The organism is Actinotignum timonense, assembly GCF_030216305.1.
Taxonomy (GTDB): domain Bacteria; phylum Actinomycetota; class Actinomycetes; order Actinomycetales; family Actinomycetaceae; genus Actinotignum; species Actinotignum timonense_A.
This window is the reverse complement of record NZ_JASOKT010000032.1, coordinates 1-831: the sequence shown is the minus strand read 5'-3', so window position 1 is coordinate 831 and position 831 is coordinate 1. Positions and strand designations below refer to the sequence as shown.

General features: G+C 61.9%; 1 protein-coding gene. It reads right to left on the bottom strand.

Features of this window, described 5'->3' with window-relative positions; all coding sequences use genetic code 11:
• Positions 1-145: 145 nt before the first annotated feature.
• A partial coding sequence (locus QP305_RS08690) for a hypothetical protein (RefSeq protein ID WP_284904924.1) occupies positions 146-831 on the bottom strand: 686 nt, incomplete at its 5' end.

The window sequence follows — 831 nt, the reverse complement described above, 5'->3', positions numbered from 1 at the left end:
GTACCTGCCCCGCGCTCTACCGCAAGATCTACCTGCGCTACGTGCGCAGCACCTACGCCATCGCGGATTAATAGCGGATCGCGAGCAGATTAGGAACGCAAAAAGAGCGAATTGGGAGCGGCCTAGGAGCGGATGAGAGCGGCGCTTAGAAAGCCCAGCGCCATCCCGATCCCGGCACGCCCCAGGGATTGTAGACCAGGTAGCCGTGCTCCAGGGAGGTTTCCAGAACCACCTTGCCAGCCGCGCTTTCCCCCGGGTTGATAAACGGAGTGACCCGCTCCGCGGTGGAATAACACCCGTAGGATGGCACCGTGTGGCTATCTTCCTGAATATTTCCTTCCCGGTCCGTGAGATGGAAAGCATCCCGATCCAGGGTGAGGAAAGGAGCATCCGGGTCGTAGGCGGCATAATCAGCTGCCATCTGCGCGCTGAGATCAACCACGAGGAAAGTGCCGTTCTCAGGAGTGAAAACAGCTGGTTCCGCGATGCGCGAAGGGCACTCCTGTGCCCGGGTAATATCCGTGACTGTCAACGTGAATGCCGCCCGAGTGGCGCCGTCGACCGAAAGACCTACCGGCACCCCAAGCTGAGCTTCCACGTCGCCGCTGGGCGCAACCGTAACCGGGCGTCCGCCTTCCGAACCGTCAGAACCATCGGTCACTGCCGCCCGGTCTTGCATAGTGCGATTCCCGGTAGTGGATTCCCCGGAGACTCCCGGAACGCTCGGCGCGGCGGTAGCCACCGGAATTGGGGTCACCGGGTCAGGATCGCCCACCGCAACGCTGGAGCATCCGCCTAAACCAAGAACCGCTACCGCGCCGATAATGGCGA